General features: G+C 72.4%; 25 protein-coding genes. 11 read left to right on the forward strand and 14 right to left on the reverse strand.

Going from position 1 to position 25,948, the window contains the following annotated elements:
* The first annotated feature begins 2 nt into the window (after positions 1-2).
* The gene (locus tag ACQEUX_RS25855; RefSeq protein WP_433053431.1) at positions 3-1,007 is read left to right on the forward strand and encodes an ABC transporter ATP-binding protein; all 1,005 of its coding nucleotides are present in this window, start codon (positions 3-5) and stop codon (positions 1,005-1,007) included.
* 41 nt (positions 1,008-1,048) lie between these two features.
* On the opposite strand, the gene ACQEUX_RS25860 is transcribed toward ACQEUX_RS25855, so the two are convergent.
* The 7 genes from ACQEUX_RS25860 to folP form a co-directional block, all read right to left on the reverse strand.
* On the reverse strand, positions 1,049-1,480 hold the full coding sequence (locus ACQEUX_RS25860; RefSeq protein ID WP_433053434.1) for a hypothetical protein: 432 nt from the start codon (positions 1,478-1,480) through the stop codon (positions 1,049-1,051).
* 125 nt (positions 1,481-1,605) lie between these two features.
* Positions 1,606-1,914, reverse strand: coding sequence for a hypothetical protein (locus ACQEUX_RS25865; RefSeq protein ID WP_433053437.1), 309 nt, complete (start codon positions 1,912-1,914; stop codon positions 1,606-1,608).
* A gap of 53 nt (positions 1,915-1,967) precedes the next feature.
* The gene (locus ACQEUX_RS25870; RefSeq protein ID WP_433053440.1) at positions 1,968-3,182 is read right to left on the reverse strand and encodes an ABC transporter permease; all 1,215 of its coding nucleotides are present in this window, start codon (positions 3,180-3,182) and stop codon (positions 1,968-1,970) included.
* 120 nt (positions 3,183-3,302) lie between these two features.
* On the reverse strand, positions 3,303-3,842 hold the full coding sequence (locus ACQEUX_RS25875) for a DUF3180 domain-containing protein (RefSeq protein ID WP_433053443.1): 540 nt from the start codon (positions 3,840-3,842) through the stop codon (positions 3,303-3,305).
* Positions 3,843-3,861: 19 nt separating this feature from the next.
* Entirely contained in the window at positions 3,862-4,389 is a 528-nt protein-coding gene (gene folK / locus ACQEUX_RS25880) for a 2-amino-4-hydroxy-6-hydroxymethyldihydropteridine diphosphokinase (RefSeq protein WP_433053446.1), read from the reverse strand.
* Positions 4,386-4,754, reverse strand: a complete 369-nt coding sequence (folB, locus tag ACQEUX_RS25885; RefSeq protein WP_433053449.1) for a dihydroneopterin aldolase — start codon at positions 4,752-4,754, stop codon at positions 4,386-4,388. The genes folK and folB overlap by 4 nt, the downstream gene beginning before the upstream one ends.
* Positions 4,751-5,626, reverse strand: a complete 876-nt coding sequence (folP, locus tag ACQEUX_RS25890; protein ID WP_433053452.1) for a dihydropteroate synthase — start codon at positions 5,624-5,626, stop codon at positions 4,751-4,753. The genes folB and folP overlap by 4 nt, the downstream gene beginning before the upstream one ends.
* 345 nt (positions 5,627-5,971) lie before the next feature.
* Between folP and ACQEUX_RS25895 the strand changes: the two genes are divergently transcribed.
* The 7 genes from ACQEUX_RS25895 to ACQEUX_RS25925 are packed head-to-tail and all read left to right on the forward strand — an operon-like array spanning position 5,972 to position 14,406.
* On the forward strand, positions 5,972-6,286 hold the full coding sequence (locus ACQEUX_RS25895) for a hypothetical protein (protein ID WP_433053455.1): 315 nt from the start codon (positions 5,972-5,974) through the stop codon (positions 6,284-6,286).
* Positions 6,287-6,299: 13 nt separating this feature from the next.
* On the forward strand, positions 6,300-6,662 hold the full coding sequence (locus ACQEUX_RS25900) for a hypothetical protein (RefSeq protein ID WP_007466101.1): 363 nt from the start codon (positions 6,300-6,302) through the stop codon (positions 6,660-6,662).
* A gap of 49 nt (positions 6,663-6,711) precedes the next feature.
* Complete coding sequence (locus tag ACQEUX_RS25905) at positions 6,712-10,107, forward strand: ATP-binding protein (RefSeq protein WP_433053459.1); 3,396 nt, start codon at positions 6,712-6,714, stop codon at positions 10,105-10,107.
* 1 nt (position 10,108) lies between these two features.
* A complete protein-coding gene (locus tag ACQEUX_RS25910) occupies positions 10,109-12,064 on the forward strand; it encodes an MFS transporter (RefSeq protein WP_433053462.1) in 1,956 nt (651 codons plus the stop codon).
* Positions 12,061-12,618, forward strand: a complete 558-nt coding sequence (locus ACQEUX_RS25915) for a hypothetical protein (protein ID WP_433053465.1) — start codon at positions 12,061-12,063, stop codon at positions 12,616-12,618. The genes ACQEUX_RS25910 and ACQEUX_RS25915 overlap by 4 nt, the downstream gene beginning before the upstream one ends.
* Entirely contained in the window at positions 12,615-13,790 is a 1,176-nt protein-coding gene (locus tag ACQEUX_RS25920) for a M23 family metallopeptidase (protein ID WP_433053468.1), read from the forward strand. Before ACQEUX_RS25915 ends, ACQEUX_RS25920 begins: the two co-directional genes overlap by 4 nt.
* Positions 13,791-13,803: 13 nt before the next feature.
* Positions 13,804-14,406 (forward strand): hypothetical protein, encoded by a 603-nt coding sequence (locus ACQEUX_RS25925; RefSeq protein ID WP_433053471.1) that lies wholly within the window; start codon positions 13,804-13,806, stop codon positions 14,404-14,406.
* Between the two features lie 2 nt (positions 14,407-14,408).
* On the opposite strand, the gene ACQEUX_RS25930 is transcribed toward ACQEUX_RS25925, so the two are convergent.
* Positions 14,409-14,969 carry a hypothetical protein gene (locus ACQEUX_RS25930; protein ID WP_433057134.1) on the reverse strand — a complete coding sequence of 187 codons (561 nt, stop codon included), beginning with the start codon at positions 14,967-14,969 and terminating at the stop codon, positions 14,409-14,411.
* Positions 14,970-15,163: 194 nt separating this feature from the next.
* Here ACQEUX_RS25930 and ACQEUX_RS25935 point away from each other — a divergent pair, with 194 nt between their 5' ends.
* Positions 15,164-17,725 carry an FtsK/SpoIIIE domain-containing protein gene (locus ACQEUX_RS25935; RefSeq protein WP_433053474.1) on the forward strand — a complete coding sequence of 854 codons (2,562 nt, stop codon included), beginning with the start codon at positions 15,164-15,166 and terminating at the stop codon, positions 17,723-17,725.
* Positions 17,726-17,750: 25 nt separating this feature from the next.
* On the forward strand, positions 17,751-18,470 hold the full coding sequence (locus ACQEUX_RS25940; protein ID WP_433053477.1) for a hypothetical protein: 720 nt from the start codon (positions 17,751-17,753) through the stop codon (positions 18,468-18,470).
* A gap of 85 nt (positions 18,471-18,555) precedes the next feature.
* Here ACQEUX_RS25940 and folE read toward each other — a convergent pair whose 3' ends face one another.
* The 4 genes from folE to ACQEUX_RS25960 form a co-directional block, all read right to left on the reverse strand.
* A complete protein-coding gene (folE, locus tag ACQEUX_RS25945; protein WP_425687781.1) occupies positions 18,556-19,221 on the reverse strand; it encodes a GTP cyclohydrolase I FolE in 666 nt (221 codons plus the stop codon).
* 35 nt (positions 19,222-19,256) lie between these two features.
* Positions 19,257-21,275, reverse strand: coding sequence for an ATP-dependent zinc metalloprotease FtsH (gene ftsH / locus ACQEUX_RS25950; protein ID WP_433053480.1), 2,019 nt, complete (start codon positions 21,273-21,275; stop codon positions 19,257-19,259).
* A 473-nt stretch (positions 21,276-21,748) separates the two neighbouring features.
* A complete protein-coding gene (gene hpt / locus ACQEUX_RS25955) occupies positions 21,749-22,324 on the reverse strand; it encodes a hypoxanthine phosphoribosyltransferase (protein ID WP_433053483.1) in 576 nt (191 codons plus the stop codon).
* A 100-nt stretch (positions 22,325-22,424) separates the two neighbouring features.
* Complete coding sequence (locus ACQEUX_RS25960) at positions 22,425-22,670, reverse strand: hypothetical protein (protein WP_433057325.1); 246 nt, start codon at positions 22,668-22,670, stop codon at positions 22,425-22,427.
* A gap of 42 nt (positions 22,671-22,712) precedes the next feature.
* Here ACQEUX_RS25960 and ACQEUX_RS25965 point away from each other — a divergent pair, with 42 nt between their 5' ends.
* Positions 22,713-23,675: a GlxA family transcriptional regulator gene (locus ACQEUX_RS25965; protein WP_433053486.1), complete on the forward strand. Its 963-nt coding sequence runs from the start codon at positions 22,713-22,715 to the stop codon at positions 23,673-23,675.
* A gap of 117 nt (positions 23,676-23,792) precedes the next feature.
* On the opposite strand, the gene tilS is transcribed toward ACQEUX_RS25965, so the two are convergent.
* Positions 23,793-24,785, reverse strand: coding sequence for a tRNA lysidine(34) synthetase TilS (tilS, locus tag ACQEUX_RS25970; RefSeq protein WP_433053489.1), 993 nt, complete (start codon positions 24,783-24,785; stop codon positions 23,793-23,795).
* Between the two features lie 10 nt (positions 24,786-24,795).
* On the reverse strand, positions 24,796-25,866 hold the full coding sequence (locus ACQEUX_RS25975) for a zinc-dependent metalloprotease (RefSeq protein WP_433053492.1): 1,071 nt from the start codon (positions 25,864-25,866) through the stop codon (positions 24,796-24,798).
* Positions 25,867-25,948: the final 82 nt, after the last annotated feature.

A 25,948-nucleotide genomic window follows, 5' to 3' on the forward strand; every position in this document is an offset into this window, starting at 1 on the left:
ACGTGGACGTTACCCCGGAGGTCGCCAGCGTGGCCCAACCCGCGCGTGCGGCGTCGATCTCCCTGCAGGGCATCCAGAAGCGCTACCCGGACGGCACTGAGGCGGTCCGAAAGCTCAGCCTGGACGTTCGGGCCGGCGAGCTGGTGGTGCTGATCGGCCCGTCCGGCTGCGGCAAGTCGACCGTGCTGCGCATGATCAATCGCCTGATCGAGCCGACCGGAGGTCGAATCACGCTCGGCGACGAGGACGTCACCGATGTCGACCCGGTGCGGCTGCGCCGTCGCATCGGGTACGTGATCCAGAACGTCGGCCTCTTCCCACACCAGACGGTTCGAGCCAACGTGGCCACCGTGCCGGGTCTGCTCCGGTGGCCCAAGAGCCAGACCCGGGCCCGGGTCGACGAGCTGCTCGACCTGGTCGGGCTCGACCCGGCCCAGTTCGGCGGCCGCTACCCGCACGAGCTGTCGGGTGGCCAGCGGCAGCGGGTCGGCGTGGCCCGCGCGCTCGCCGCCGACCCGGTGGTGTTGCTGATGGACGAGCCGTTCTCGGCCGTCGACCCGATCGTCCGGGCCCGCCTCCAGGAGGAGTTCCTCCGCCTCCAGGCCGAGGTCCGCAAGACGATCGTGCTGGTCACCCACGACCTCGACGAGGCGGTCCGGCTCGGCGACCGGATCGCGGTGCTCTCCGAGGGAGGGCACCTGGAGCAGTACGACACGCCGGCCGCACTGCTCGGCGCACCCGCCACCCCGTTCGTACGCGAGTTCGTCGGAGCCGACCGGGGCATCCGCCGGCTGGCGGTCACCCCACTCGACCGGGAGTCGCTGGAGCCAGTACCCGGGGACGCCCCGGCGGACCTGCCCACCGTCGCACTGGACGGCTCCGCGTACGACGCGCTGGCCGTGCTGCTCACCTCGGGACGGGACCAGCTCCTGGTGACCGACGCCGGCCGACCAGTGGGTGCGCTGAGCCGACAGCGACTTCTCGACCTCGGCCGCCCGACGGGCTGACCGGCACTGACCGGGCCGCCCGCCTCGGCGGTCCGGTCGACTCAGGCGCGACCGCCGAGGCTGGCGGTGCCGATGATCCACCCGGTGAGGAAGCCGTAGCCGGCACCGGTGCTGGCGTCCTGCAGGGCGCCCAGCAGCGACGGGTCCGGGCCGAGCAGCGCCGCCAGTACGGCGGCGAGCCCACCGGCCAGCACGTACGCGGCCCAGCCGGAGAAGAACTGGCTGACCGGGCCGGGCACGCGGGCCACCTGGGCGGCTGGCAGGAGATAGAGCAGGGCCACCGCGAGGACCACCAGCAGCACGGCCCGCAGGTCGGCGGCGAACAACCCGCCGGCCTGCCCGTCCGCGTCGAGCCGCCAGGCTGGCCACGCGAGCAGGCGCAGGTAGAAGGCACCGGCCGACTCCGGGTCGGTCTGCGTGGCGGCCCAACCGGTGTAGGCAGGGCTCCCGCCGATGCCGACCAGCAACAACACGGCGAGCGCGCCGGTGCCGGCCGCGGTGCCGTAACGGCTGATCGGGCCGGATCGGCGGATGAGCGACGTGATCCGCCCAGGCCCCGAACCATTCGGTCGAGCGGACCTGGGCTGCCCCGAGCGGCTCAGTGCTTCATCAGGTAGTCGATGAAGGCGGCCCGCAGCAGCGGCGCCGACTCCTCGTAGCCGTGACCGGTCAGCTCCCGCCACAGCGCGTTGGCCTCGTCGATGGTCGGGCCGATCGAGTTCGGTGCGCCGTCCAGCACCGTGGCCTCGTCCGCGTTCGGCAGGTGCCGCAGCACCGACCAGTAGAACCCCACGTCGCGATGCTCCCGGGCCCGGGCGAACGCCCGCTCCCGCAGCTCCTCGGTGGACAGCGCGTCGAGCTCCTCGAACGAGGTTCCGCCGGGGGTGGCGGCAGGTGTGTCGGTCATGCAACCGAGCCTAACGGTCGAGATCAGCTCCGGCCTCGCGGACGCGACGCCGGTCACCGCTCGTCGGCGTTCCACCGGCGCGGGCTGTCCTCCCAACGCGGATCCCGCCAGGGGTCGACCGGTTGGGGCGCGGCCGGCGTCGGCAGCGTCGGGGGCCAGTTGTCGACCGACTGCGTCTGCGACATGGCCCAGCCCGTGCTGATCGTGCCGTCGCCGACCGGCTCGGGCTTGTCGGTGCTGCCCGGCCGGGGCCGCCCGAACGTCTCGACCAGCCGGGTGACCAGCAATCCGACGCCGAGCGCGGCACCGCCGACCGCCCAGTTGCTCAACGTCCAGCCGCGCTCCGGGGCGTACGTCTGAAAGACGGTGACCAGGCTGACCGCCAGCACGATGCCGAACACACCGCCCCGACGGCCGTACGCGCTGGTGCCAGCGAGCAGGGTCACCCCGATCGCCAGCATCGTCCAGTCCAGCCCCGAGGTGGGCGCGACCGGCCCGGGATCGTTGGCAGCGAGCAGCACACCGGCGAGCGCGGCCAGCACGGTGGAGCCGACCAACGCGACCGCGGTGACCACGGCGGCCACCACCCCCCGTCGACGGGCCGGATCGGCGACCGGCCGGTACCGGCCGACCAGCCGGCGGATCGCCCGGATTGCGCCGAACAGTCCGCCGAGGACGGCCACCGCCGCGAAACCGGCGAAGAGGTACCCGGCGCTGCGCCCAGGGTCGTAGTCGCCCTGCACCAGCACGGGCGCCGAACGGCGCTCGATGTACACCACCACACCGGCCGCGCCGGCCAGGCTGGCGGCCCACCCGGGCACGTGCAGCACCACCACGGCCAGCGCCAGCGCGAGCCCGCCCAGCGCGGCGACCGCCACGGCCGGGCCGACCGACGCCGGCAGACCGCGATCGCCCTGCTCGGCGTAGTGCAGGGCGGCGGCGACCGCGATCGGCCCGATGGCCAGGTTCGGTGCGGCGGTGCGCAGGCTCAGCCCGGCGGCGAGGGCGAGCAACCCCAGCCCGACCGCGTCGACCAGCAACGTGCGCAGGTTTTCACCGCGCACGGCGCCCGAATTGTCCTGCCAGAGCAGCCAGCCCAGGGCCACCAACCCGGCCAGCAGCAGAAGCTCCCATCCCAGGTGCACGCCGATTCGATCCCGGCCGGGCTCACCGTGGGTGGGATCGTCGAAAACGGTCTCCAAGACGACGGCGGGCACCCCGGACGAGGGCTCGGCCGACCGGTCCCGGCCCGCTTCTTCGTACGCCATGAACGCCGCCTCCCCAATGGCTGGCCGTCCCCAGTCCGGCGTGCGGACGGACCGTGGGGCGCCCTTGCTCTCCGATCGCAGGCACCGTACCCGCGCCCGGAGCTGGGCGTAACCCCTTGCTCAGCGCTGGCCGGGGCGGCTCTCCCGTGGATCCTGCTCGCGCTCGTCGTCGGGGCGTTCCGGCACCCGGCAGGAGCGCTCCAGCCACAGCGCGGCGCCGACCAGGGCCAGCGAGGCGAGTAGACCCCCGCCCGCCGCCGGCCGATCGTCCAGGGCGGCGCGGGTGGTCTCCACGAAGAGCCAGCCGGTGAGCCCCGCGTAGAAGCCGGCGAAGATGGCCGCGGCCAGCGCCGACGCCTTGGCCAGCACCACGAAGCGGGCGACCACCAGCGGGTTGACCGGGTCCCGGCCGGGCTTGCGCTCGATCCGACCTCGGGTGTTGATCGCGGCATACGCCTCGAGCACGGCGAGCCCGGCCAGCGTCACCACCGGCAGCCAGGGCAACCGGGGGACGCCGCTGTAGTAGAGGGTGCTGATGAGCAGCCAGGCCACCGCCGCCGCGGCCAGAGCGGCCACGACCAGGGTCGAGATTCGGGTGGGACCCATCCGCGACCGATCCGGGCCCGACCCGCCCGGTGGTGGGGACTTCGCCTGCGTCATGCCGGCCGGCTCCGCTCGGTCATGCCGTCGACTCTAACGCCAAGTCCGGCCGTGGACGCAGTTCCAGTGCCTCGTCCGCCGCGGGACCCGCGGTCAGCAGGTCGGTCAGCCAGCCATGACCGGGCAACCGCCCGTACGGCTGGATGTCGATCCACGGCCGCAGCACGAAGGCGCGCAGGTGCGCCCGGGGGTGCGGCAGGGTCAGCTCCGGGTCGTCGCTGAGCACCGGCTCGTCGTCGTCGCCCCAGACCGCGATCACGTCCACGTCGAGGGTGCGTGGCCCGAACCGCCGCCGCGGGTCACGGACCCGACCGGCCGTGCGCTCCGCGCCGCGGGCCCGCTCCAGCCAGTCGCGCGGGGTGGCGGCGTCGTCCTGGGCCAGCAACACCGCGTTGAGGTACGCGGGCTGGTCGGCGTCACCCCACGGTGGAGTCTCGTACACCCCGGAGAGTACGAGCACAATGTCCCCGAACGCGGCGACGGCCGTACGCAGGTGACCCAGCCGGTCGCCCAGGTTGCTGCCGAGCGACAGCACGGCCCTGGTCACCGGTCACGCGTTCGGGTCATGGTGACGGCCACGTCGGTGAAGGTGTGCGGCACCGGGGCCTCCGGCTTGTGCACGGTGACCGTGGCGGCGGCGACCCGCTCGTCGGCCATGCAGACCGCGAGGAGTCGGTCCGCGAGGGTCTCGATCAGGTTGACCGGCTCGCCGGTCACCACCGCGACCAGGCGTTCGGCCAGCTCGCCGTAATGGACGGTGTCGGTGACGTCGTCACTGGCGGCGGCCCGGCTCAGGTCGATCTCGAGGACGGCGTCGACCACGAAGTCCTGACCCTGTGCCCGCTCGAAGTCGTACACCCCGTGCCGCCCATGGGCCCGCAGGCCGGTCAGGTGGATCCGGTCGGTCGTCATCGCTGCACCTCTCGCTCGTGGTTGGCGGACGCGGCGGCCAGGCGCGGGCTGCCGGTCGCGACCCAGACGGCGAGCGCGTCGGCGGTGGCCCGCACGTCGTGCACGCGTACGCCCCAGGCGCCCGCCGCGACCGCCAGCACGCTGGTGGCCACGGTGGCGGCCTCCCGCTGGGCGGTGGGGCGCGGGGTGCCGTCCGGTGCTGCGAGCAGCCCACCGAGGTACGACTTGCGACTGGCACCGAAGAGCAGCGGGTAGCCGAGATCCAACAGCTCCGGCAGGCGGGCGCTGAGCTCCCAGTTGTGCGCGGCCGTCTTGGCGAAGCCGAGGCCGGGGTCGACGATGAGGCGGTCGGCGGCCACCCCGGCGGCCAGCGCCGCGTCGATCCGCTGGGCCAACTCGGCTCGGACGTCGGCCACCACGTCGGTGTAGGTGGCCAGCTCGCGCATCCCGCGGGAGTGTCCACGCCAGTGCATCAACACCCAGGGGCAGTGCGCGTCGCGGACCACCCGGGCCATGTCCGGGTCGGCCAGGCCGCCGGAGACGTCGTTGACCACCGCCGCCCCGGCAGCCAGGGCCGCCTCCGCCACCCGTGCGCGGCTGGTGTCGATGCTGACCGCCACGCCGGCGGCGGTGAGCTCGCGGATGACCGGCAACACGCGGTCCACCTCGGTCGCGGCGTCGATCCGCTCGGCGCCGGGACGGGTCGACTCACCACCGATGTCCACCAGGTGCGCACCGGCGTCGCGCAGACGGACGCCATGTCCGACGGCCGCGTCGAGGTCGGCGTACCGTCCGCCGTCGGAGAAGGAGTCCGGTGTGACGTTGAGGACGCCCATCACCACCGGGCCCGAGGCCCGCACCAGATCGGTCACGACTAGACGGTACCGGTCGTGGCAGCGGCACCCAGCGACCTGGGTCGGCCCCGCACCACCACCCCTGACGTGCTCATTAGAACAGGCGTACTATCGGTCATCCGGGCAGCCCCTTCGCGGCTTGTCGCAATCCGGGGCGGCCCGTACGCTTTGGAATTGGCCAGCATCGAGATGGCGAAGCTTGGAGGGAGGGCCGAAGCGGGGAAAATCCGCCCAAACCTCGCCACGCTCTGTGGTGAGTAACGAACGCAGGGTCAAGAACGCTCCGCCCTGTGAGCACATTTCCCGCCAGGCTTGCCTATTGCACCGCCGCGGCACCGCCGGCCGCGCTATGGGGAGGTTCCAGTGTTCGCCTTCGAGCTCATGGAGACGGCATCGTCCGGCGTCGCCCACGCGCTCTCCACCCTGGCGTCGGCTCCGCTCGCCGAGCCGGCACCGAAGGGGATCGACACCAACAGTGTGGTCACCTTCTTCGCCAGCAAGATCGCGCCGATCCTGCTCGCCGTCCTGGGCGTCATCTTCATCGGTCGCGCCAGCCGGGGCGAGATCTCCAAGGTGCTGACCAGCTCCGCGATCGCCATCGTCGGGCTCGCCTTCATCGCCGGCGCGGCAACACTCTTCTTCGTCGGCGATTACCTGATCGACCTGATCTTCGAATAGGCGCGTTCACCAGATGCGGCTGCGCACCGACGACGACATCTACCGGGCCCGCCTGGTCTACCTCGGGCCGCCCGGTTACACCCTTCCGGTCCACCTGCCCTACGCCCAGTACGGGCTCTTCATGCTGCTCGTCCCCCTCTACATGTTCATCCACTGGCTGTTCACGTTGACGGTCGAGCTCTTCCCCGCCTGGGAGATCGCGCTCGCCATCGTGACCACGTCGTTCATCTTCCGGCACGTCGACCCCGATCGACCGGCGCGGGTGGTCATCCGCACCGCGCTGACCGACTGGCGACGCACCCGGGAGCCGGCGATCGAGCAGCGCGACCCGCGCCTGGTCGGCAGCCGGATCAGGATTCGGGAGGAGCTGGCATGACCGGGCGTACGCCGATCGGTCCGTCGCACGACGCGGGTGAGGCGGTCGCATGAGTCGCTCTTCCACGCCGGGTTCCCCGGCCGGCCGCCCGGCCGCACCGGCAGGTCACCGTACGCAGTCATTCGACTACACCGGGGACGAGGACGAGGTGGCGCTGGATCCTGCGCTGGTCACCTCGCCCGGCCATGGTGCGGTCGGCGTGTTCCAGGCACCCCGGCCGGTTTCCCGGCGGACGCCACCCGCCGAGCCGACCTCGGTGTCGGCCGGCGAGAACGCCGACATCGACTCCCCCTTCCTTGACCTCTTCGGCGGCGCCCGACCCGGCGCTACCCGAGCTGTCTCGGCCGGCCCGAGCACCCGGGAGCAGCCGGCGATCCCGCAGCAACCGCCCGTCTCCGCCCCGGCGCCGGTCCGTCCGGTTCCCGAGCTGGAGCCACCGTGGACGCCCGCCGACCGACCCCCCGGTGGGGGGCGGTCCGTCGAGCCACGACGCGCAGGCGGCCACCCGACCGGAGAGTCCCGGGTGCCACATCAGGCCGGCGACCGACTGCCGCCGCTTCGCCCATCGGGTCAGCCGGACCCGACCGCCGAGGGCGCGTCCGTGTCGACGGCGGCCGCAGCGGCCACTCAGCCCAGCGCCACACCCGCCAGCCGGCCAACGGCACCGGTGGACCGGCCGACGACCCCGGTGGATCGGGCAACGGTCCCGGTGGACCCACCAACCGCCCCGACGGACCGGCCAGCCCTGGAGCGGACGCCGCGCCGCGCCGCAAACTCGGAGCGGCCCAAGGGGGCCGGGAAAGAGCTCGCCGCACCCCGGCAGCGCGCCGCCAGCCGGCCGGACCGGCCGGTCCGGCCGACCCGGGTCCGCGCCCCGAAGATCAAATTCGGGGATCGGGACCCGTCGGTCGAGCTGGCCATCACCGAGATAGCCGGCCATCTGACCTTCACCCCGAACACCGTCACCGCCTGGTACTGGCTGCCCGAGGTCCGCTGGGCGTTCCGACCGGACGCCGAACGCGAAGCGCTGTTGTCGGCGATCTCCGAGCAGTACGCCGGCCTGGCCGGCTTCCGGCTACACCTGCGCCGCACCACCCGGCCGTTCCCCGCCGACGAGTGGGCGCGCACCATCGACGCGCACACCCCCGCACCGCTCGCCGACGTGCCCGGCACCACCGGTTGGGCCGATCACCTGGTCGCCGCCCAGCGGCACCTGATGGCCGTCAACCACGCCGAGGGGCAGACCTACCTGGGCGTCACCTTCGCCCGCCGGTCCCTCGGCGACTCCCTCACCGAGCGGCTGCTGCGCACCTTCGGCAAAGGCACCGCCGAGGGCGAACGCCGCAAGCTGGGCCGCACCGTGGAACAGTTCGACGAGGTGCTCGGCGCGTTCGGCATGCGCGGCCGGCGGGTCACCGCCCAGGAGTTGGAGTGGCTGCTCTACCGCTCGGTGGCGCTGTGCATGGCACCACCCGGCACGCTCTCGCCGGTGACCGACGGGCGCTGGGAACGCGGTGACCTGCTCGCCCTGACCGAACAGGTCGAGCGCTACCGCACCCCGTACGGCTCGACCGTCAAGCTGGTCAACCGGATGACCGGCGAGGAACGGCACGTGGCTGTGCTCGCCGTCGGCCGGATGGAGCCGCTGGAGATCCCGGAACGGCACGAGCCCTGGCTGCACTTCCACGAGCGGCTCCCGTGGCCGATGGAAATCTCCACCCGCGTCGACATCCTCGGCTCCGGCGACTCCTTCCGTAATCTCGAACACCGGCTGCGGATGATCCGCTCGCAGCAGCTCGACTACGCCGAGCACGGCATCGACGCACCCCCGGAGCTGGAGCGACTGGCCAAGCGCGCGCTGGTGATCGGCGACGAGATGACCACCGGCCTGCCGGTCGACTCGGCCCGAGCACACGGCTGGCACCGGATCGCGGTCGGCGGCCGGACCAGGGAGGAGTGCCTGGAGCGGGCCCGCCGGCTCATCCAGCTCTACTCCCGGGAGCTGCGCATCTCGCTGCAGCACCCGAAGAACCAGGACTGGCTTGCCCGCGAGTTCATCCCCGGCGAGCCGATCGCCAACACCGGCTACGTCCGCCGCATGCCGGTGCCGTTGCTCGCCGCCGCGCTCCCCCAGGCCGCGTCCAACGTGGGTGACCGGCGGGGCGACCTGATCGGCCGGACCGCCGGCACCTGCCGCCGCCCGGTCTTCCTCGACCTGCACTTCCCCATGGAGGTCCGGGAACGCTCGGGGCTCGCGGTCTTCGTTGCCGAACCGGGCGGTGGCAAGTCGACCCTGCTCGGCGCGCTGGGCTACCTGGCCGCCCGCCGAGGTGTCCAGGTGACCCTGCTCGACCCGTCCGGGCCGCTGGCCCGACTCTGCGCGATGCCCGAGCTGCGGCCGTACTCCCGGGTGTTGAACCTGACCGGCTCGGAGCACGGCACCCTGGCGCCCTACTCGCTCATCCCGACACCGCTGCGGACCGAGTTCGGCGCCGGCGCCGCCGGCGACCGGGAGTTCGAGATCGCGGTCTCCAACGCCCGGGCCGAGCGGCGGATGCTGGTCCAGGACATCTGCATGATGCTCGTCCCGCCGCAGGTGGCCCGGGAGGCGTCCACCGCCACCCTGTTCCGGCACGCGGTCCGCCAGGTCCCCGCCGAGGAGACGTCCACCCTGGACGACGTGGTGAGCTGCCTCGGGCGGCTCGACGACGACGCCGGCAAGGAGCTGGCGAACCTCCTACTGGACACCGCCGAGATGCCACTGGCCATGCTCTTCTTCGGCCGGCCACCGGAGGGCCTGCTCGGTGCCGACGCCGCGCTCACCGTGATCACCATGGCCGGGCTGCGATTGCCCGACCTCAAGATCGAACGGGAGTACTGGTCGGCCGAGGAGGCACTCGCCCTGCCAATGCTGCACACCGCGCACCGGCTCGCCGTCCGCCGCTGCTACGGCGGCTCGATGTCGTCCCGCAAGCTGGTCGGCCTGGACGAGGCGCACTTCATGGAGGGCTGGCGGTCCGGGCGTTCGTTCCTGGTCCGGCTCGCCCGCGACTCCCGCAAGTGGAACCTCGCCGCGCTGGTCGCCTCGCAGAACCCCCGCGACATCCTCAGCCTCGACGTACAGAACCTCGTCTCCACCGTCTTCGTCGGCCGGATCGCCGAGGACGCCGAGATCGCCTCCGAAGCACTACGGCTGCTGCGAGTGCCGGTCAACGACGGATACGAGGCCACCCTCGCCTCGCTCTCCGCCGCCGACACCAACTCGGCCTCCCGGCTCGGCTTCCGCGAGTTCGTGATGCGCGACGTCGACGGCCGGGTGCAGAAGGTCCGCGTCGACGTCTCGTACGTCGAAGGGCTGCTGGACCATCTCGACACGACGCCCGCCGCGATCGCCGCGGCGGCCGGAGTGCTGCCGAGCATCCCCCTGCCGGACCTGGAGGCGTGACATGGCGAGGGCCCGGGCAAGGATCACGTCGTTCCTGCTCGCCCTCGGCGTACTGGCCGGGGCCACCCTCACCTGGCCACTGCTCGGTGCGGAGGCCGCAGTCGCCGCACCGCCCGCCACCCAGGCCCGCGCCGACCTCTGCACCACCCCGGAGTGGCAGGCCGACTTCCGGGCCTGCGTGGCGAAGCTCCAGGCGGTCAGCGAGGACGAGGTCACCTGCCGTAACGCTCCGACCCCCGGTACGCCAGACTCCGGGCTCGCCGGCTGGTTCGCTGGTCGCCCAGACTCCGCGAAGGAGCTTGGGCCGAAAGGGCTCTACAGCGACTACGGCTACGCCGGCTACAGCTACCCGACATACGACATCCCGGGCGGCTGCGCGTCGTCGGTCCTGCATCCGGACTACAAGTTCACCACGACGGTGGCGAATGGGGAGTTCATGGTCGCCACCGCGATCGTGGGCGCCTCGAACGCGCTGCGGGAGCGGGCCTGGGACCCGCGTTCGATGTGGGGCTGGGCCGACCCGTTGGTCGAGCAGGCGACCAAGGCCGTGTACCAGAAGGTGTTCAGCGTCTTCGGGATCGTCACCCTGTGCGTGGTGGGGCTCTACCTGCTCTGGAGGTCCCGCCAGTCGGACATGAGCAACGCGATGACCACCGCCGGCTGGGCGCTGCTGGTGATGGTCGCGGTCACCGCACTGGCTGCCTGGCCGGTGAAGTCGGCAAACATCGCGGACGGCACGTTGGTCACCACCCTGGGCGTGGTGCACGACGCCGTGGGTCCCGCAGCCCGGGACACCCCGCCGGACCGTTGCGCCGTTCCCAACCCAGACGCTTGTGTGGACAAACGCCCACCCGCCGTGAGGGCTAGCGACACCGCCACCGAGGCGATGCTCTACCGCAACTGGCTCCGAGGTGTGCTCGGCTCGGCCGACAGCGAGACCGCCCGCAAATACGGCCCGGCCCTATACGACGCCAAGGCACTCTCCTGGGACGAGGTCGAGAAGCTGCGCGCCAACCCGGCCACCCGGGAAGCGACGATCAAGGCGAAGCAGCAGCAGTGGGCACGGGTGGCCCAGCAGATCCAGACCGAGGACCCGGAGGCGTACGAGTACCTCCAGGGTGTGCGGGACATGGACCGGGTCGGCGCGGGATTCATCGCGGTTCTGGCCGCGGTGCTCTTCGCCATGTTCGACCTGACAGCGTCGTTGCTGGTCCTACTGGGCTTCCTGATCTTCCGGTGGGCGGTGATCGCGGCACCCATCCTGGGCACCGTCGGTCTACTCCGGCCGGCCAGCGCCGGGCTACGGCGGTTGGCGAACGCCGTGGTCGCCGCGATCTTCAACATCGCCATCTTCGGCACCGGGGCCGCCATCTACCTGTTCGCCGTCGACCTGATCATGAGTACCCCCACTCTGCCGGGCTGGCTCCAGGTGGTGCTGGTCTGGCTCTGCGGGGTGGTCGGCTGGCTGCTGCTGCGGCCGTACCGCCGGATCACCCAACTCGGTGGCAAGGACAGCAGCGAAGCGGTCAGCTCGGCAGGATCGTGGCACCGCCGGTTCTTCCGAGACATGCGGACCGCCGCGCGACTCGACGTGGCGGAGCCGGGCGGCACGACGGAACCCGTGGGTGGGCGTCGGCGCTCACCGGACGCGGCGCAGACCCGGCTGCGCCCGGAGGCGCGGCGCGAGGACCCGGTTCCGACGCCGAACTCTGTGCCCGATGAGCGGCGCGCCAATGCCGGGCGCCCCGACGGTCAGGAGCGCCCCGACGAAGCACCGGCGGAGGAGACCAGAGGCCGGGGCCGCCCGGTCGCGCCACAGCCTCGCCGACGGCAGCCGGCGACCTGGACCGAGCCCGACGTCCCGGCTGAGAACCCGTCGTTCGTGGTCTACCGGCCGGGTTCCACGGAGCGTGCGCCGGACCGCAGTGGGCCGCGGGTGCGCTCCGAGGCACGGTGACAGCGATGCGACGGGCCCTGGAGTTTCTCGTCACCCGGGCGCTGCGGTCCCGGCTCGGCGTGGCGGTCGTCATCGCGGTGCTCGTCTTCGGCGTGCTCGGGGCGGCCCGGCTGATCTCCGACCCGGCCGACCCGACGGACGGGTTGAGCAGCCGACCGAACCGGCCGATCACCACAGTGGACCCGACAGCCGGCGACGACGGTGTCCTCTCCAGCGAGGCTCCGCCCGCACCGGTGACCTCACCCGGTGCGCGCACACCCGAGCAGACCGCGGACCGGTTCACCACGGCCTGGCTCGGCCGTCCCGGAATCACCTCCGAGCAGTGGCAGGCCGGCCTGCGGCCGTTGTCCACGCCGGCGCTGACCGAGAAACTCGCGGGTGTTGACCCCGGCGTGGTCCCGGCCGAGAAGGTCACCGGCCCACCGGCGGTGCGGTCGCGCACCGAGACGTTCGTCGAGGTGCTGCTGCCGCTCGACAACGGTCGGCTCCGGCTCGAGTTGGTCACCGCGGACGACGGCTGGCTGGTCGACGTGGTGGATTGGGAACGACAATGACCAGCGCCCGTGGCGCAGCCGCCCTCCGCCGACCGGTGCGTGTCGGCGTGATCGCCACGATTCTGACCGGGGTGCTGCTTCTGCTGTGCTGCACCGGAGGCACTGCGGCGTTCTTCCTCAGTGGGCTCGGCGGCGAGGCGGAGAACGGGGACACCCTGGCCGGCTGGGGCTGCGGCCCGGTCCGCCCGGTGGACATCGCCGGCGAACTGCCGCGGTTCACCGAGTACGGCGACGCACAGGTCCGCAACGCCGCGATCATCATCAAGGTCGGCCAGGACCTGGGGGTGCCCTCGCGGGGCTGGGTGATCGCACTGGCCACCGCGATGCAGGAGTCCGCCCTGCGCAACCTGGCGAACAGCGATGTGCCGGAGTCCCTGGCCCTGCCACACGAGGGCGTCGGGGCCGACCACGACTCGCTGGGCCTGTTCCAGCAGCGGCCGGGGTGGGGCTCGGTCGCCGAGCGGATGACCCCCGCGTACACGGCTCGCAAGTTCTACGAGAAGCTGGTCAAAGTCCGGAGCTGGCAGCGCCGACCACTGACCGTCGTGGCACAGCAGGTCCAGATCAGCGCCTACCCGGACGCGTACGCCAAACACGAGGAGCTGGCCAGCAAGATCGTGGACGCGCTGGCCGGCGGCGCGGCCCGCACCGTCGAGATCAACGGCAAGGCGGTGTGCAACGCGGCCGAGCGCGGCGAGATCGCTGCCTCCGGCTGGACCGCACCGATCCCTGGCGACGTCGGCTCCGGCTTCCGGACGACCGAGCGGCCCAGCCACAACGGGGTGGACATCGGCGCGGCCAAGGGCACCGAGATCCGTGCCGCCGCCGCCGGGCGTGTGCTGGTCGCCCGATGCGACCCGGACAACAGGGGCCGGCGGGACTGCGACGTCGACGGATACCCGGACAAGGGCGGCTGCGGTTGGTTCGTCGACCTGCTGCACGCTGGCGGCTACATCACCCGGTACTGCCACATGGTGACCCGTCCCCGGGTCGCGCCCGATCAGATCGTGCCGGCCGGCGAGGTGATCGGGCAGGTCGGTAGCAGCGGCAACTCGTCCGGCCCGCATCTGCACTTCGAGGTGCACCTGCGCAACGACCGGTCCAGCCGGGGTGCGGTCGACCCGGTCCCGTTCATGCGCGCGCGGGGTGCACCGCTGCGCGCCGCCGAGTGAGGCCACCACGGGCATGACCGGACCGTTACCGGACCCGTTCGCCGATCAGCCCGACTGGGCGCCCCGGCCACCCCGGCCGCTGGCTATCGTCCCCGCAACCGAACGGGTGGAGCTACGCGGACGACGGGTGCTGGTCGGGCTGCCGGGGTTGGGCTGGCGAGGCGACCTGCGCGCGGACGACCGGGTGGTGCAGGGCGCCCGGACCTACGTGCCGGTGATCCCCGAGCACGAGTGGTACCGGGCCGAGGCCGACCAGGTCGAGGTGTTCGCGCCGCTGGTGCCGGTGGAACGGGTATGGGTGGAGACGGTTGGCAGTCAGCCACCGGGGTCGGAGGGTGCCCGGGGCACCGGCATCCGGTTGGTCTCGCTGGACGGCCCGGCTCATCGGACCCCGACGCCCGTCTTCGAGGCGGACGCCGTCACCGGGCGCCGGGTCGTGCACGTCGAAGGCGGTGTGGAGCACCGCGACCTGCGAGCGGTCACCGAGACCTACTCGGGCGCCGAGGGGGACATCTGCGTCCGGATCACCCCCGAGGTGGAGTGGTACCGCTGGGCCTGGCGTGGCCAGTCACCCACCACGCTGGAGGTCCCGGTGCATCTCCTGTGGATTGAGTGAGGTCAGCCAGCCCGTGTGCCGCCGCAGACTCGCCAACCCTCCGCTAGCCGGGTGTCGAACTGCCAGGGTTGACGATCGCTTTGGTTGATGCCGTCTACGCGGGCAGAGATGATCAACGTGACCTCGACAGCAGCGGCGTCATCGTTCTGCTTCTCCACGCCTAAGCTCCCCCAACTGACAGCTATCGTGACGCCGAAACGCTCTTCGCGCGCGAGCAAGTCGGCCCGCAGCGAACGAAGCGCCTCCAACTGCGATCCGCCCTCGCAGGTGAAGAGGTCGGCCCTCGCGTCGTTGCGATCCACGAGGAATGCGCGCAGGTAGTTGTCCACCACCACGTCGGGTGCGCTGCGGTCCGGGGCTGACGCGCGGTTGTACAGCACATAGCCTGCGGCGACCCCGCCAAGGCAGAGCAGGGCGAGGACCCCGGCGACGACCGTGAGCACCGTCCGCATTCGGCGGCGCGGCGGCTGCGTCGCCGGCGGTGCCGGGGCCGGCGGTAGCTGATCGGACGGCGTCCGTTGGGCCGGTACGCGGGAGACCTGGGAACCGGCGGGGGGCTGCACTGATTCCACCTCCTGAAGTTATCGGGTGGACGCCCCGGAGCCAATGCCTCAGATCCAGCGGATCGTGACGGACCCCTCCCCACCGGTGAGATCCGCGACAACAGCGGCGCATCGCCGTGGCACCTCCCGGAGGACCGGCCCCGGCTGGGATACCGTCTCTGCTCGGGAGGGGTTGCCAACCTCGGGCAGAGGGGGTGGACGCGGTGGCCGGTCCGAAGGCACGCACGAACCGCGCCGCAGCCCTGCACCGCCGTGCGGCGGCCGTCGCGACCGCCGCCGCCGGGATTCTGGACGAGACCCGACCGGCCCCGGCCGACCAGCGCCGCCAGTACGAGGTGGCCGACCGATTACGAACGGTCGCGGCACGGTTGGCCCCGGGTTGGTCGGGCGCGACACTGGACTCGCTCACCGTGGATTCTCCGGCGGGTGACGGTCCGCCGCCGTTCGTCCGGGTCGGCACGGCGGCGCCGCTGGACGACGCCCGCTTCCCCGCGTTGGTGCCACTGGTCGGCACCGGCCATCTGAGCGTGGACGCTGACGCGCGGGAGCCGCGGGTGGCAGGCCTGCTCCGGGCCGTCCTGCTGCGGTTGCTGGGCGCGGCGCCGGCGGGTGCCCTGCTGGTTCGCGCGGTGGATGCCACGGGCGCTGTGCTGGCCCCGTTCGGGGCGCTCGCTGACGCTGGCCTGCTGCCGCCACCGGCGGTGGACGTGGCGGGTCTACGCGCGGTGCTGACCGAGGCGGAGCAGTGGGTTACGCCGGGGGCGAGCGGGCGGCGCCGCCACGATCGGACACTGCTGCTGGTGGTCGCCGCGCTGCCGGAGTCGACCGGTCCGACGGATCTGGCGCGGATCGAGGCGCTGGCTGAGCAGGGGCCGCCCGCCGGGCTGCACCTGATGGTGGCCGGCTGGCCTCCCGCCGGCGCGTACGCGGCCCGGGCGCCGCTGCCGCACACCACGCCGCTGACGCTGCGCAACGCGTACGCGCTGCTCGGCGATCCGCCGGGAGCGTCCTTCGCTGGCCCGGGCGCTGATCCGCCGGGCGGGTTGAACTCACCGGTCTTCGTCGAGTCGGACCCGCCGGCCGAGTTGGTCGACGCGGTCTGTCGGCGACTCGCCGAGCAGGTGGAGGCGGGCTCCCGGTTGGCGCTGGCGGCTCTGCTACCGCAGACGGGTGAGCGGCTGTGGGAGTCGGATTCCGCGGACGGGTTGACCACCACGGTCGGTGATGCCGGGGGCCGATCGGTGCCGCTGGGCTTCACCGAGTTGACCCCGCACTGGTTGGTCAGTGGCCGGTCCGCTGCGGGCCGCGCGGCGTTCCTGACCACCGCGCTGCTCGGCCTGGCGGCCCGGTACGGCCCGGACGAGCTGGCGCTCTACCTGGTGGATCTCGGCGACGGCGAGTCGTTCGTGGACTTTCTGCAGACCGAGCGGGACCGGTCGTGGATTCCGCAGGTGCGGGCGGCCGCGATGGCCGCCGACCGGGAGTACGTCCGGGACCTGCTCGAGGAGTTGACGGCAGAGGTGCAGCGACGGACGGAGGCTGGAGCGCGGGCCGGCGGGCAACGCTTCGCGGAGCTGCGCCAGCACCAGCCGCTGCCTCGGATCGTCTGTGTGGTGGACAATGTGCCCGTTCTCTTCGCTGAGCGGGACCGGCTGGCCACCGAGGTGGCCGCCCAACTGGACGGGCTGGCGCGGGCCGGTCGGGCGTACGGCGTACACCTGATTTTGGCCGGCCCGGGCGAGCTGGGGCTGAGTGCTCGCGCAGACGCCGGCCATCGGGATTCGGTGCTCGGGCAGTTTCCGGTGCGGGTGGCGCTGCCGGGCGGCAGCCCGGTGCTGGAGCCGACGAACGACTCGGCTGCGGGCCTGCCGGTGGGCAGCGCCGTGGTGAACACCGCCGGCGGGCTCGGCGGCCCTCGGGGTGCGACCCGTGGTCACGAACGGTTGATTCGTCACCCCGACCCACAGGACCACCCGGAGGTCGTGGAGGGGCTCCGGCACGAACTGTGGGCGGCTCGGCCGGCCGGGTCGACGCCGCCGGTGGTCTTCGCCGGGTACGCCCGGCCGCTGCTGGGCAACGATCCGCGACACCGGGCGGCGTTGGCCGGCCAGGCGCACGGGCCGGCCGCCCTGCTGGGCCGGGCGGTGGACGTGGCCCGCTCGACGGTCGCCGTACCGCTGGGACCGGCGGCGGGGCGCAACCTCGCGGTGCTGGGGTCCGGTGCGTCGGCAGGCGGTCTGTTGGTGACGGCGGCCCGGAGCACCGCGGTCCATCACCCCCCGGGCACGGCCCGGTTCCTGGTGGCTGCACCGGACCCGGGCTCCCGACCGCTGGCGGAGACGTTGACGGCCGAGCTGGCGGCCCGGCACTCGGCGGCGCTGGTGGACCTACCGACGCTGCTCGCGGACACGGCCGACGAGCTGCCCACGTATCTGGTGGTCTTCGGGCTGGACCGGCCGGGCCCACGGGAGCTGCCGGTGGATCGGCTGCGTGCGCTGCTGCGCGACGGGCCGCCGGCGGGGAGGCACCTGCTGGGTTGGTGGCGTGCGGTGCCGCCGTTCGCCGCGCTGCTGGAGCCGGAGGGCGAGGTCGGCAAGCTGGCCGCCGTGGCCGTGCTGGACGTGCCGACCGCGCAGCTCGCCGCGGTCTTCGGTCGGCCGGTGGAGTGGCGGGCTCGCCCGGACCGGGCGGTGCTCTGGGACGGTCCGGACGAGCGGGGCACGGTTCTGGTGCCGTTCGCCGACGAGGCCGGGTGATCCGGTGCGCACGGAAGGTGTCGAGATGAGTCCGGACGCGGCGGTGACCGTGCCGGGGCGGCAGCGGACCGCCGCGGCGAGCGGGGACGCCGCGCCAGCGGGGGTGGAGCCCACCACGGCCTGGGCGGAGTACCTCGCGGCAGCCCGTCAGCTGGACGGGGTACGCCGAAGCGCGGCCGCCGCCGCCGGTGAGCAGGCCCGGTCGGCGGAGGCTGCCCGGGAGGAGCTGACCGTCGTCCGTACCGGGCTGGCGAGCCAGCAGGAACGACTGCGTGAGCTGGGCGTACCGGCGATCTCGCTGGTGCCGTCGCCGCCGGAGCTGACCGAGGCGGCCAGGTCGATGGGGGGCGGCCCGGCGGCCGTGCTGGCGGCGCTGCGCGCCGCGCGGGGCCGCGCGGAGGCGGCGGACGCGGCCCTGGCCGCGCGCCGCGGGTTCCGGCCGGGATCCTGGCCCGCGCGGCCGCGCAATCTCCTGGTGTACGGGCCGTTGGCGCTGCTGGTGCCGCTGATCCAGGTCGTGCTGTACGCGGCGACCGGGGCGGGCCCGGCCAGTGTGGCGGCGCTGATCTGCGGGCTGCCGATGCCGGCGGTCGCGTTCGTCGCCGGGTGGGTGGGCGTCGGGCGGTTGTTCCGCGTCGACCCCGGCGACCGGCTGGACCGTACGGTGCGCTTCGGCGCGCTGGTCTGCCTGGTGCCGGCGGTGCTGGTGACGGCCGGTCTCCTGCTGGCCCTGCTCGCGGGCTGACCCGTTGCGGGAGGACGGCCGGGTCCGGGAACGGAACGGCCGGCCGGCCCGGGAGGGGGTCGGCCGGCCGTGGTGCGTCGGGGTGTCAGCGGGGGATGATCAGCGCCATCGCCTCGGCCCGCGACTTGGAGTCCGTCTGCAGGATGCCGCGCACCGCTGATGTGATGGTCTTGGCACCGGATTTCTGGATGCCGCGCATCGCCATGCACATGTGCTCGCACTCCAGCACGACGACGACGCCGCGTGGGGCGAGTTTGCTCATCAGCAGGTCGGCGACCTGCGAGGTGAGCCGCTCCTGCACCTGGGGCCGGCGGGCGAAGACCTCGACCAGCCGGGCCAACTTGGACAGGCCGGTGATCCGCCCGTCCGGGCCGGGGATGTAGCCGATGTGTGCGCTGCCGCGGAACGGCAGCAGGTGGTGCTCACAGAGGCTCATCACGTCGATGTCCCGGACGATCACCAGCTCTTCGTGGTTGGCCTCGAAGGTGGTGCTGAGCACCTGAGCCGGGTCGACCCGCAGGCCGGCGAAGAGTTCGGCGTACGCGCGGGCGACGCGGGCCGGGGTCTGCTGGAGCCCGTCGCGGTCCGGGTCCTCACCGACCGCGATCAGGATCTCCCGGACTGCCTTCTCGATTCTGCCCAGGTCGACCGCGTCCTCGACCGGGCGGCCGGTCAGCTTGCCGCTGATCAGCCGCGCGGCCACGTAGTCCAGCCCGTCGTCGCCGTCGGGCTCGGTCGCGGAGACGGCCAGCTCCCGGTGCGGGGAGCTGGCCGTCGGGTCGTTGCTCAGTGCGTGCCGTCCGAGTTGTTCGACGGTGCCCCGCCGCCGACCGACGCCTGGGCGCCGTCGGCCTGGGCCTGTGCCTTGAGCTTGTCCTTCTCCGCCGGGGTGAGCACGGGTGGCTCGGTGGAGGGCTGGCGCTTGCCGAAGCCGTTGTACGGCGCCAGCGGCGGGCGCTTGACCACCCGGGAGCAGATCCGCGCCATGTCGGCTGTGGAGAGGGTCTCCTTCTCCATCAGCTCGAGCACGATGTTGTCCAGGACGTCCCGGTATTCCACCAGGATCTCCCAGGCCTCGTCGTGCGCCAGCTCGACCAGTGCCCGCATCTCGCCGTCGATCTCGGCGGCCACCGAGTCCGAGTAGTCCCGCTCATGGCCCATGTTGCGGCCGAGGAACGGCTCGTCCCCGCTGGTGCCGTACTTGATCGCGCCGAGCTTGGAGCTCATGCCGTACTGCGTGATCATCGCGCGGGCCAGTTGGGTGGCCTTCTCGATGTCGTTGCCCGCACCGGTGGTGGGCTCGTGGAAGACCAGCTCCTCGGCGGCCCGCCCGCCCAGCGCGTACGCCAGGGTGTCGATCATTTCGGCGCGGGTCTGGGTGTACTTGTCTTCGGTCGGGAGCACCAGGGTGTGGCCCAGCGAACGACCACGGGACAGGATCGTCACCTTGTGCACCGGCGCGGCGTGCGGCAGCGCCCAGGCGACCAGCGCGTGCCCACCCTCGTGGTACGCGGTGATCTTCTTTTCCTGGTCGCTCATCACCCGGGTCCGCCGCTGCGGACCCGCGATCACGCGGTCGATCGACTCCTCGAGCGAGTCGTTGCTGATCGCCCGCTGGTCCTTGCGGGCGGTGAGCAGGGCCGACTCGTTGATCACGTTGGCCAGGTCGGCGCCGCTGAAGCCCGGGGTACGCCGCGCCACCGAGTCGAGGTCGACGTCGGGGGTGAACGGCTTGCCCTTGGCGTGCACCCGCAGGATGGCCTTGCGGCCCTCCATGTCGGGGGCGTCCACCGGGATCTGCCGGTCGAACCGGCCCGGGCGCAGCAGCGCCGGGTCGAGGATGTCCGGCCGGTTGGTGGCCGCGATCAGGATGACCCCGCCCTTGGTGTCGAAGCCGTCCATCTCGACGAGCAGCTGGTTGAGCGTCTGCTCGCGCTCGTCGTGGCCGCCGCCCATGCCGGCGCCACGGTGCCGACCGACGGCGTCGATCTCATCGACGAAGACGATCGCCGGGGCGTTCGCCTTGGCCTGCTCGAAGAGGTCGCGGACCCGGCTGGCGCCGACACCGACGAACATCTCCACGAAGTCCGAGCCGGAGATGGAGTAGAACGGCACACCGGCCTCGCCGGCGACCGCGCGGGCCAGCAGCGTCTTGCCGGTACCGGGCGGGCCGAAGAGCAGCACGCCCTTCGGGATCTTGGCGCCCAAGGCCTGGTACTTCGCCGGGTTCTGCAGGAAGTCCTTGATCTCGTGCAGCTCCTCGACGGCCTCCTCGGCACCCGCGACGTCCGCGAAGGTCGTCTTGGGGGTGTCCTTGGTGATCATCTTCGCCTTGGACTTGCCGAAGTTGAGCACCCGGGAGCCGCCGCCCTGCATCTGCGACATGAAGAACAGCAGCAGGAGCACGAGCAGCGCGATCGGCAGCAGGTTGACCAGCAGGCTCACCCAGATGCTGTCCGACGAGACCTTGGCGTCGGCCGGGCCGGTGACCCGGTTGGCGGCCTTGGCGTCCAGCACCTCGTTCCAGATCTGGTCGCCGACCTGGTACGGGAACTGAGCCTCGATCTTGTCGGTCTCGGTCTTGCCGAACTTCGTCTTCTGGGCCAGGTCGAGCTGGAGCGTCTGCTCCTTGTCCTGGAAGACAACCTTATTGATCTTGGCGGTGTGGAGTTGGTCGAGCGCAACGGAAGTGTCCACGCGGTGGTAGCTGGGACCAGCGGTGAACAGCTGACTGAGCACAACGGCGCCGAGGATGACCAGGATGATCCAGACCACCGGTCGGCGGAAGAAACGCGTACGTTCCATACTGTTGTCGAGCGCCGGAGCGCCCGCATCCTCCTGATCGACGTCCTGACCGTCTGATGGTGTCGCCGCGGTGAGCGGCGGCCGGAGCCGCCGTGCGGGCCGGCCTCGACCCCGAGGCGCGAAAACTGCCGCGCCGCGGTCATTCGACGGTACACCGTGTACGCGAGGAGTGAGCTTGCGAGCCCCGCACTCGGCGCACCGTCGAGATCGACGACACCCACCGTGGGTAGGCCCACCAGCCCCGCAACGACGTACGACGGGTCCGGGAAGAAACCGGCGTGGCGGGGAGTCCGGCCCGCCCACCCGAACGCCCGGTCACGCGGTCGAGAGGGTCGGGCGCGGAGAAACCTCCGGGCCACCGGGGTCCACGGTAACCGCAACAGCTGAGAGCCCGCTGAACGTCGGCTTGATGGATGCCGATGCGAGTCGGCCTCACGCCGCCACCGGGTGACCCCGACCGGACCGGCCCCTCGTCAGGAGCGGGCGTAGACCTCGGGCTTGAGCACCCCGACGTACGGCAGCTCCCGGTAGCGCTCACCGAAGTCCAGGCCGTACCCGACCACGAACTCGGTGGGGATGTCGAAGCCGACGTACTTCACCGGGACCGGCACCTTGACCGCGTCCGGCTTGCGGAACAGCGCGACCACCTCGACGCTCGCCGCCGAGCGCGACTCCAGGTAGCGCAGCAGCCAGGAGAGGGTCAGCCCGGAGTCGACGATGTCCTCGACGACCACCACGTGCCGTCCGGCGATGTCCCGGTCCAGGTCCTTGAGGATGCGGACCACTCCGGAGGAGGTGGTGCCCTGGCCGTAGGAGGAGATGGCCATGAAGTCGAGCTCCGCCGGCGGGCCGTTGCGGCCCAGCGCCCGGGCGAAGTCCGCCATGAACATCACCGCACCCTTGAGTACGCACACCAGCAGCAGTCCGTCGGTCACGTCGGCGTAGTCGGCGGAGACCTGCTTGGCCAGCTCCGCCGTCTTCTCGCGGATCTGCGCCTCAGAGATGATTACGTGGTCGATGTCGGCGTCGTACCAGGAGCCGTCAGCCATGACTCCTAGCCTGCCGTACGTCGGATGGCCTCCGTCGGCGGGGCCGCACCTTTTGGCGCGGTCCCGCCAGGGATTTTCGGTGTAAATCGTGCTAATCACATCAGTTGGTGCGTGACCGCCAGCGACGGCCACCCTCGCTGGGCTTCCAGTCGGCCGAATCGTGGCTGTCGACGGTGAGGCCGGCCGCCGAAGCGGCGACGAGCAGGACAAGGAACAGAAGGAAGAGCAAGAACTCCATGGCGGCGCTCACTTTCGCATGGTTGCTGTCGGTTTCGCCGCCGGTGCGCACCGGACTGAGACCAGTCTGCGACCACTCGCGCCGACCGGACAGTGGCAGGAATGCCATTGGTCATCGATTTACTGCCACCCGCCGGGTTACCCTCGTCACATGCTCCGGTCCATCGCCGTCCTCGCCCTCGACCAGGTCGCCCCCTTCGAGCTCGGCGTGCTCGCCGAGGTGTTCGGCACCGACCGGACAGCCGACGGTTTCCCCGGCTACCGCTTCCAGGTGTGCAGCCCCGACGGCGCTCCCGTGCGCACCTCGTCCGGCTTCCACCTCACCCCGCACGCCGACCTCGGCCCGGTCGACGAGGCCGACCTGGTGGCCGTCCCCGCGCACAGCCAGGGCACCACCGTTCCCGGCCCGGTGCTCGACGCGCTGCGCCGGGCCGACGCCCGCGGAGCCCACCTGTTCAGCGTCTGCTCCGGCGCCTTCCTGCTGGGCGCGGCCGGGCTGCTCGACGACCGGGAATGCACGACCCACTGGCGGTACGTGGACGAGCTGCAACGCCGGCACCCCCGCGCCCGGGTGCGCTGCAACTCGCTCTACGTCCAGGACGGTCGGCTGCTCACCAGCGCCGGCACGGCGGCCGGCATCGACGCCTGCCTGCACCTGATCCGCCAGGAGCACGGCTCGGCCACCGCGACCCGACTGGCCCGGCGGATGGTGGTCCCGCCGCACCGCGACGGCGGCCAGTCGCAGTACGTCGAGGCACCCATCCCGAAGGCACCCGAGGCGCCCACCCTGGAGCCGGTGCTGGAGTGGTTGATGGGTCACCTCGACCGGACGATCACCGTGGAGGAGCTGGCCGCCCGCGCCGGAATGTCACCACGAACGTTCGCCCGCCGATTCCGCGCCGAGACCGGCACCACCCCGCACGACTGGCTCACCAACCAGCGGGTGCTGCTCGCCCGGCGGCTGCTCGAAGAGACGCCGTTGACCGTGGAGGCCGTCGCCGACCAGGCTGGCTTCAGCGACGCGGCGGCGCTGCGCCACCACTTCAGCCGCCGGGTCGGCGCCACCCCGCACAGTTACCGGACCACCTTCCGGGACCGGGCGCACAGCGCCTGACGCCAGCTCCCACAGTCGGGACGCCCTCGCCAGGTGGCCGACGATGCACCACCCGCGCACCGCACGGGGTGGGACGGGTCCTCGGCCGTGTGCGTTCGAGGCGTCGACCGGCGTGAATCAGCCGGGGCTGACCGGCGACAGCCGGTCGGCGCGGCGGAGCACCCGGACACCCCCGGGCAGATCGGCCGGCCCCTGACCGTGCCAGTCGGTGACCAGAGCGTCCAGCGCGGCGACGTGCCGATAGGACAGGGCACCCGGCAGGGCGCCCAGCTCACGCGCCCAGATGTGCAGCACCCGGCCGCGTACGGCGGGGGCCAGGTCGGCCAGTTCCGGCACTCCGAGCCCACCCTCCGGATGCCGGGCCGCCGCCAGCGCCGACTCGGCCAACTCGTCGAGGGCGGCGTTGTCGGCCGCCACCAGCCGGGCGGTACGCGCGAGGTTGTCCACCACACCCGGCCCGAGCGCCCGCACCAGCGCCGGCAGCACGTCGGCCCGGACCCGGGAGCGGGCGTACGACGGGTCGATGTTGTGCGGATCCTGCCACGGGCTCAGCCCGAGCACGGCGCACGCGGCGCGCGTCTGCGCCCGACCGATCTCCAGCAGCGGACGCAGCAGTGGCACCCCGTCCAACTCCCGGCTGACCGGCATTCCGGCCAGCCCGCGTGGGCCGGCGCCCCGGGCGAGCGCGAGCAGCACCGTCTCCGCCTGGTCGTCGCGGGTGTGCCCGGTGAGCACCGCGACCGCGTTCTGCTGCCGGGCCACCTCGGCCAACGCCTGGTAGCGGGCCTCCCGCGCGGCCGCCTCCGGACCGCCTGGACGCCCGGCCACCTCCACCCGGACCACGGTCGTCGACGGGAACCCCACCTCACGGGCCCAGTTGGCCACCGTCGCGGCGCGCTCCGCGGAGCCGTCCTGCAGGCCGTGGTCCACGGTGACGAGCACCGGCGTACGGCCCAACCGAGGCGCCACGAACACGGTGGCCGCCGCGAGGGCGAGCGAGTCTGCGCCGCCGGAGCAGGCGACCAGCACCGGCCCGCCGGACGGCAGACCGGTCAGGGCGCGGCGGACCGCCACCCGGATCGCGGCCACCGGCGGGGCGAGCGCTGCCACCGGCGGGTGGTCAGCCGGCGGCCGGGATGGTGCCGGCCGGGCCGTGTACCCGGGCCACCCAGGCATCCGGGTCACCCAACTCGGAGAGCCGGGGCAGGGTGAGCGGTGAGTTGAAGATCGAGTTGAAGCCGTCCATGCCGACCCGCTCCACCACGCCGTGCACGAACTTGCGCCCCTCGGCGTACTGGCGCATCTTGACGTCCACCCCGAGCAGCCGGCGGATCGCCTTCTCCAGCGGGTTGCCCGCCTCCCGGCGCCGGTTGAACGACGCTCGGATCCGCTCCACGCTCGGGATCACCTGTGGGCCGACGCCGTCCATGACGAACTCGGCGTGCCCCTCCAGCAGGGTCATCAACGCGGTGAGTCGGTCCAGAACGGCCCGCTGCGCCGGGGTCTGCACGATGTCCAGCACACTGGTGCGGCTCTCCTGGTCACGGACCGCCTCGGAGAGGGTGGCCACCCCGCGCCGCAGCCGCTCGACCAGAGGCTCGCTGCCGCTGGACGAGGCGTCGACAAACGCCTGCACCTCACTGAGGAAGTAGGCCCGCATCCAGGGCACGGCGGTGAACTGGGTCCGGTGGGTGACCTCGTGCAGGCACACCCAGAGCCGGAAGTCCCGTGGGTCGGCGCCGAGCTTGCGCTCCACCTCGACGATGTTCGGTGCGACCAGCAGCAGTTGGCCCGGGTCAGCCGAGAAGACCTCGTACTGGCCGAGCACCCGGCCGGACAGGTAGGCCAGCACGGTCCCCGCCTGCACCCCGGTCAGTCGAGACCCGATCGCCTCGGTCAACGCACCCGGCTGCTTGTCGCCGGAGAGCCGGCCCATCAGCGGAGTGATCACCTGGCGGAGACCGGCGATGTTGGTCGCGGCCCAGTCCCGGCGGTCGACCACCCGGACCGGCGGATGCGCCACCTGCGCCCGCAGGCCCGTGTAGTCGGCCACGTGCCCGGCCGCCTCATCGGTCAGTCGGCGCAGGTCGCCGACCACGTCGGTGGCCTCGGTGTACGACACCCGGGGGCCCGACTTGCTCAGCGCCCCCGCGGTGGCGGCGGCCAGATCCCAGTCCACGAACTGCGCCATGGACCCACCGTACCCGCGCCGCGACACCCCGGCCCGGGCTCGCGCCCCCGACCGATGTCGATGGCGACGCCGGTAGGGGCCG

Origin of the sequence: Micromonospora sp. CA-259024, from assembly GCF_050936255.1 — a bacterium.
In the GTDB taxonomy this organism is placed as follows: domain Bacteria; phylum Actinomycetota; class Actinomycetes; order Mycobacteriales; family Micromonosporaceae; genus Micromonospora.